Origin of the sequence: Streptomyces sp. WI03-4A, assembly GCF_033792105.1 — a bacterium.
Classification (GTDB): domain Bacteria; phylum Actinomycetota; class Actinomycetes; order Streptomycetales; family Streptomycetaceae; genus Streptomyces; species Streptomyces collinus_A.
In genome coordinates, this window is the sequence record NZ_JARAUO010000033.1 from 96,762 (window position 1) to 102,761 (window position 6,000).

The window sequence follows — 6,000 nt, forward strand, 5'->3', positions numbered from 1 at the left end:
GCCGGGCTGCCCCGAGCGTGGTGCGGCGGCCCGCGGTGCGCGGTCACGGCGGCGGCGGACGGCGCCCACCGGGCACCCATTGCAGGGAAATTCGCCATCGCTATTACCCGCTTTACGAGCCGCTACTCGCTAAGCGGCCCGATTCACGGCGGCCGGAAACACGAGAGCGGCCCGGAAGTGCATTAGCACCCGGGCCGCTCACTGTTTTCACACCTGATTCACGGAGTCACGGCGGCTCTTACTGGAACGGGTCGAAGTCACCGAACTCGTTCAGTGCCTCGTCCCGCTCGGCCTGCTTGTCGCGCCGGCGCTGGGTCGCGGGCCGGGGCGCGTCGAAGCGGTGGTCCTCGCCACGGCGGCCGAGCATCTCCGCGCCCGCCATGACCGTCGGCTCCCAGTCGAAGACGACCGCGTTCTCCTCGGGTCCGATGGCGACGCCGTCGCCGTTGCGGGCGCCCGCCTTCATCAGCTGCTCCTCGACCCCGAGGCGGTTGAGGCGGTCGGCGAGGTAGCCGACGGCCTCGTCGTTGTTGAAGTCCGTCTGCCGCACCCAGCGCTCCGGCTTCTCGCCGCGCACCCGGAACAGCGGCTCGCCGCCGACCTCCTCGCGGGTGACCGTGAAGCCCGTGTCGTCCACGGCCTTGGGCCGGATGACGATGCGCGTCGCCTCCTCCTTGGGCTTCGCGGCGCGCGCGTTCGCGACCAGCTCGCCGAGGGCGAAGGTCAGCTCCCGCAGTCCGATGTGGGCCACCGCCGACACCTCGAAGACGCGGTAGCCGCGTGCCTCCAGGTCGGGGCGGACCATCTCGGCGAGGTCCTTGCCGTCCGGCACGTCGACCTTGTTCAGGACCACGATCCGGGGCCGGTTGTCCAGGCCGCCGTACTGGCGCAGCTCCTCCTCGATGATGTCGAGGTCGGAGACCGGGTCGCGCTCGGACTCCAGGGTCGCGGTGTCCAGCACGTGCACCAGCACGCTGCACCGTTCCACGTGCCGCAGGAACTCCAGGCCGAGGCCCCGGCCCTGGCTGGCGCCGGGGATCAGACCGGGCACGTCGGCGATGGTGTAGACGGTCGAACCGGCGGTCACCACACCCAGGTTGGGGACCAGGGTGGTGAACGGGTAGTCGGCGATCTTCGGCTTGGCCGCGCTGAGCACGGAGATCAGCGAGGACTTGCCGGCGCTGGGGTAGCCCACCAGGGCCACGTCGGCGACGGTCTTCAGCTCCAGGACGATGTCCTGGAGGTCGCCGGGCACGCCGAGCAGCGCGAAACCGGGCGCCTTGCGGCGGGCGCTCGCCAGCGCCGCGTTGCCGAGGCCGCCCCGGCCGCCCTGCGCGGCGATGTACGAGGTGCCGTGGCCGACCAGGTCGGCGAGCACGTTGCCCGCCTTGTCCAGGACGACCGTGCCGTCCGGCACCGGCAGGACGAGGTCCTGGCCGTCCTTGCCGGAGCGGTTGCCGCCCTCGCCGGGCTTGCCGTTGGTGGCCTTGCGGTGCGGGGAGTGGTGGTAGTCCAGCAGCGTGGTGACCGACTGGTCCACGGTCAGGATGACGTCACCGCCACGGCCGCCGTTGCCGCCGTCCGGGCCGCCGAGCGGCTTGAACTTCTCACGGTGGACGGAGGCACAGCCGTGGCCTCCGTTACCCGCGGCGACGTGCAGCTCGACGCGGTCCACGAAGGTTGTCATGGTTCAGTGCCTCCAGGAAGTACGGGTATGTCTGGGTGTCAACAAGCGAAAGGCGGACCCGCCTTCCCGACCGGGAAGTGAGGTCCGCCTCACGCAAGCGTTCGGTGCAGAATCAGCTGATTCAGGCGACCGGAACGATGTTCACGACCTTGCGGCCGCGGTGGGTGCCGAACTCCACCGCACCCGGCAGCAGCGCGAACAGCGTGTCGTCGCCGCCACGGCCGACGCCGGCGCCCGGGTGGAAGTGGGTACCGCGCTGGCGGACCAGGATCTCACCCGCGTTGACGACCTGACCGCCGAAGCGCTTCACGCCGAGCCGCTGGGCGTTGGAGTCGCGACCGTTCCGGGTGGACGATGCGCCCTTCTTGTGTGCCATCTGTTCTCAGTCCCTTACTTCGCAGCCGCGGGGATCTCAGTGACCTTGATCGCCGTGTACTGCTGGCGGTGGCCCTGACGACGGCGGTAGCCGGTCTTGTTCTTGTAGCGCAGAATGTCGATCTTCTGGCCCTTGTGGTGGTCCACGACCTCGGCCTGGACCTTGATGCCGGCCAGCACCCACGGGTCGCTGGTCACAGCGTCGCCGTCGACAACGAGCAGGGTCGAGAGCTCGACCGTGTCGCCAACCTTGGCGGTGGAAATCTTGTCAACCTCAACGATGTCGCCGACAGCAACCTTGTGCTGGCGACCACCGCTGCGCACGATGGCGTACACGCGGATCTCTCTTTCACTCGAGAACGGCACCCCCGCAGGCCAGCCGCCCAGCAACAACATGGGTGACCTCTCCCGGCCCGCATGGCGCCCGGGAGGAATTGGGTTTACGGGGATGTGGCGTGTCGATCGACACGCCGACGGTCAAGGTTACGGGGCCACGGCCGAGGGGGTCAAACCGGGCCCCGCCGGGTGTGGGGCCGGTCACGTGGACCGGCCCCGTCCCGGGTGTGTCAGCCCTCGTCGGTGGCGGCGGGGACCGTGGTGGTCTTCTTCGCCGTCGACTTGGCGGCGGCCGTCTTGGCGGTCTTGGCCGCCTTCTTGGCCGTCGTCTTCTTGGCGGCCGTCTTCTTGGCCGCGGTCGTCTTGGTGGCCGCCTTCTTCGCGGTCGCCTTCTTGGCGGTCTTGCGGGCCGCCTTCTTGGCCGGAGCCGCCTCCTCGGCCTGCTCCGCCTGCTCGGCCGGCTCCACCGTCTCCGCAGCCGCCTCCTCCGGCGCGGCCGACGGGACGACCACGACGGCCGTCTCCTCGGACGCGGTCGGCGCGGTGGCCTTGCGCACGGCACGGCGGCGCGGACGGGCCGGGGCGGCGCTGTCGGCGGCGGCCTCCTGGGCCGGTGCCGCCGGCTCCGCCGGTGCCTCGGCCGCGGGCGCGGTCTCGGCCACCGTCACCACGGCCGTCGCCTCCCCCGCGGGGGAACCGGCGGGCGCCGACACCTTGCGGGTCGCACGGCGGCGCGTACGGCCCTTGGGCGCGGCGTCCTCGGCGGCCTCGGACGCCTCGGCGACCGGGGACCCGGCCGGCACGACCGCGTCCTCGACGGCGGCGGGCTCGGCCAGCGCCTCGGCGGCCGGCTCCGGCCGCACGGGACGGACGGCCTCCTCGACGGCGCTCACGGCCTGGGCCGTGGGCGCCTCGGCGGGCTCGGCGTCCCGGCGGGACGCACGGCCCTCGGCCTTCGGCGCACCGGCCGGTGCCGAGGCACGGCGGCTCGCACGGCGGCGGCCGCGGCCACGGCCGGCTGCCGCCTCCGCCTCGGCGACGCTGCTGTACAGCTCCTCGTCCGGCGCGAAGTCCGGACCGGGCAGCGCGACGGGCTCGGCCAGCTCGGCGGCCACTTCGACGGCGGTCTCCACCTCGGGCTCGACGGCCTCACCGGTCTCCACCGCCACGGCGGCGGTCTCGTGCACGTGTTCCTGACCGTCACCGCCGCGGCCGCGCTTCTTGCGCTTGCCGCCACCGCCACCGCCGCCGCCGACAGCGGTCGGCTGCTCCATGTGCACGATGACGCCGCGGCCGTTGCAGTGGACGCAGGTCTCGGAGAAGGACTCCAGCAGGCCCTGGCCGACGCGCTTGCGGGTCATCTGGACCAGACCCAGCGAGGTCACCTCGGCGACCTGGTGCTTCGTGCGGTCGCGGCCCAGGCATTCCAGCAGGCGCCGCAGCACGAGGTCCCGGTTGGACTCGAGCACCATGTCGATGAAGTCGATGACGATGATGCCGCCGAGGTCGCGCAGCCGCAGCTGGCGCACGATCTCCTCGGCCGCCTCCAGGTTGTTCCTGGTGACGGTCTCCTCGAGGTTGCCGCCCTGACCGGTGAACTTGCCGGTGTTGACGTCGACGACGACCATCGCCTCGGTCCGGTCGATCACCAGCGAACCGCCGCTTGGCAGCCAGACCTTGCGGTCCAGGGCCTTGGCGAGCTGCTCGTCGATCCGGTAGGTGGCGAAGACGTCGACCTCGGAGGTCCACTTCGACAGCCGCTCGGCGAGGTCGGGCGCGACGTGCGAGACGTAGCCGTGGATGGTCGACCAGGCGTCGTCACCGCTCACGACGACCTTGGAGAAGTCCTCGTTGAAGATGTCGCGGACGACCCGGACGGTCATGTCCGGCTCGCCGTAGAGCAGCGAGGGCGCGCTGGAGCCGCTGTTCTTCGCCTTCTTCTTGATCTCCTCCCACTGCCCCTGGAGCCGCTCGACGTCCCGGCGCAGCTCGTCCTCGCTCGCGCCCTCGGCGGCGGTGCGCACGATGACGCCCGCGTCCTCGGGGACGATCTTCTTGAGGATGGTCTTCAGCCGCGCCCGCTCGGTGTCGGGCAGCTTCCGGCTGATGCCGGTCATGGAGCCCTCGGGGACGTACACGAGGTAGCGGCCCGGGAGGGAGACCTGGCTGGTCAGACGGGCGCCCTTGTGCCCGATGGGGTCCTTCGTCACCTGGACGAGGACGGACTGGCCGGACTTCAGGGCGGACTCGATGCGGCGCGGCCCGTTGGCCATGCCGAGCGCCTCGAAGTTGACCTCACCGGCGTACAGGACCGCGTTGCGGCCCTTGCCGATGTCGATGAAGGCGGCCTCCATCGACGGCAGCACGTTCTGGACCTTGCCCAGGTAGACGTTGCCGACGTACGAGGTCGACTGCTCCTTGTTGACGTAGTGCTCGACGAGCACGCCGTCCTCCAGGACGCCGATCTGGGTGCGCTCGCCGTGCTGGCGGACGACCATCACGCGCTCGACGGCCTCACGGCGGGCCAGGAACTCGGCCTCGGTGATGATCGGGACGCGGCGGCGGCCCTGCTCGCGGCCTTCCCGGCGGCGCTGCTTCTTGGCCTCCAGACGGGTCGAGCCCTTGATGGACTGCACCTCGTCGGACGGCTCGCTGGCCTTGCGGGGCTCACGGACCTTGACGACCGTGCGCTCCGGGTCGCCCTCGTCCGGCTCGGCGTCGGCGGAGGTGTCCCCGGCGCGACGACGGCGGCGGCGCCGGCGCCGGCTGGAGGAGGAACCGCCCGCCTCGCCGTGCGCGTCCTCGGCGTCCTCCTCCTCCTGCTCGGCGGTGTCCTCGGCGTCCTGCTCGGCCTGCTCGGCGGCCAGGTCGTCGCCGTCGGCGTCGGTGCCCTCACCGGCCTCGCCCTCGGCGGCGTCGCCACGGCGACGGCGGCGGCCGCCCCGGCGGCGACGGCGACGGGAGGCGGACTCCTCGGCGCCCTCGGCCTCGTCGCCGTCCTCGCCGTCGGCGAGGTCCTCGGCGGCCTCCTCGGCCTCCTCCGGCTCCTCGTCCTCGGCGGCGGGCGCGACGGCCTGCGGCTCGTCGGCGGCACCGCGGCGGCGACGGCGGCGGCGCGAGCCGGCCTCGGCGCGCTCCTCCGCGTAGCCCTCGGTACCGGTCTCCTCGGTCTCCTCCACCTCGGCGGCCTCGGCCGCGGCCTGGGCGGCGGCCCGCTCGGGGGTCTGGAACCTCGGCTCGGTGAACACCGGCGCCTGGAACACGGCCACGGCGGGCCGGGACGGGCGGCGCGGGGAGTCGGCCTCGGCCTCGGCCTCGGTCTGCGCGGGCGCGGAGAACCCGGTCGCGGCCTGGCGCACCACCCGGCGGCGGCGACGCGGCGCCGCCTCCTCAGCGGGGGCCTCGGCGGCTACGGGCTGGGCGGCGGTGACGGGCTCGGCGATCTCGTTCTCCTCAGCGGCGGTCACGGGCGCCTCGGCGGCCTCGGCGGGCGCGGTCACCCCGCTCCCCCCTGGGCACATGAGCCGCGGCTGGGGGAAAAAGGGGGCCAGATATACGGGGACGCCGTGTCGTTACAGACGGAGGGGGGAGTCGGCCTCGGC

At 72.6% G+C, this 6,000-nt stretch carries 4 protein-coding genes; all 4 read right to left on the reverse strand.

The features are described 5' to 3' along the window. Positions 1-238 precede the first annotated feature (238 nt). Complete coding sequence (gene obgE, locus PV343_RS28300) at positions 239-1,687, reverse strand: GTPase ObgE (protein ID WP_319149823.1); 1,449 nt, start codon at positions 1,685-1,687, stop codon at positions 239-241. A gap of 121 nt (positions 1,688-1,808) precedes the next feature. Continuing rightward, the gene (gene rpmA, locus PV343_RS28305; RefSeq protein WP_030779398.1) at positions 1,809-2,063 is read right to left on the reverse strand and encodes a 50S ribosomal protein L27; all 255 of its coding nucleotides are present in this window, start codon (positions 2,061-2,063) and stop codon (positions 1,809-1,811) included. A 14-nt stretch (positions 2,064-2,077) separates the two neighbouring features. After that, on the reverse strand, positions 2,078-2,398 hold the full coding sequence (rplU, locus tag PV343_RS28310; RefSeq protein WP_004931419.1) for a 50S ribosomal protein L21: 321 nt from the start codon (positions 2,396-2,398) through the stop codon (positions 2,078-2,080). A 230-nt stretch (positions 2,399-2,628) separates the two neighbouring features. After that, positions 2,629-5,898 carry an Rne/Rng family ribonuclease gene (locus tag PV343_RS28315; protein ID WP_319149824.1) on the reverse strand — a complete coding sequence of 1,090 codons (3,270 nt, stop codon included), beginning with the start codon at positions 5,896-5,898 and terminating at the stop codon, positions 2,629-2,631. Between the last annotated feature and the right edge of the window lie 102 nt (positions 5,899-6,000).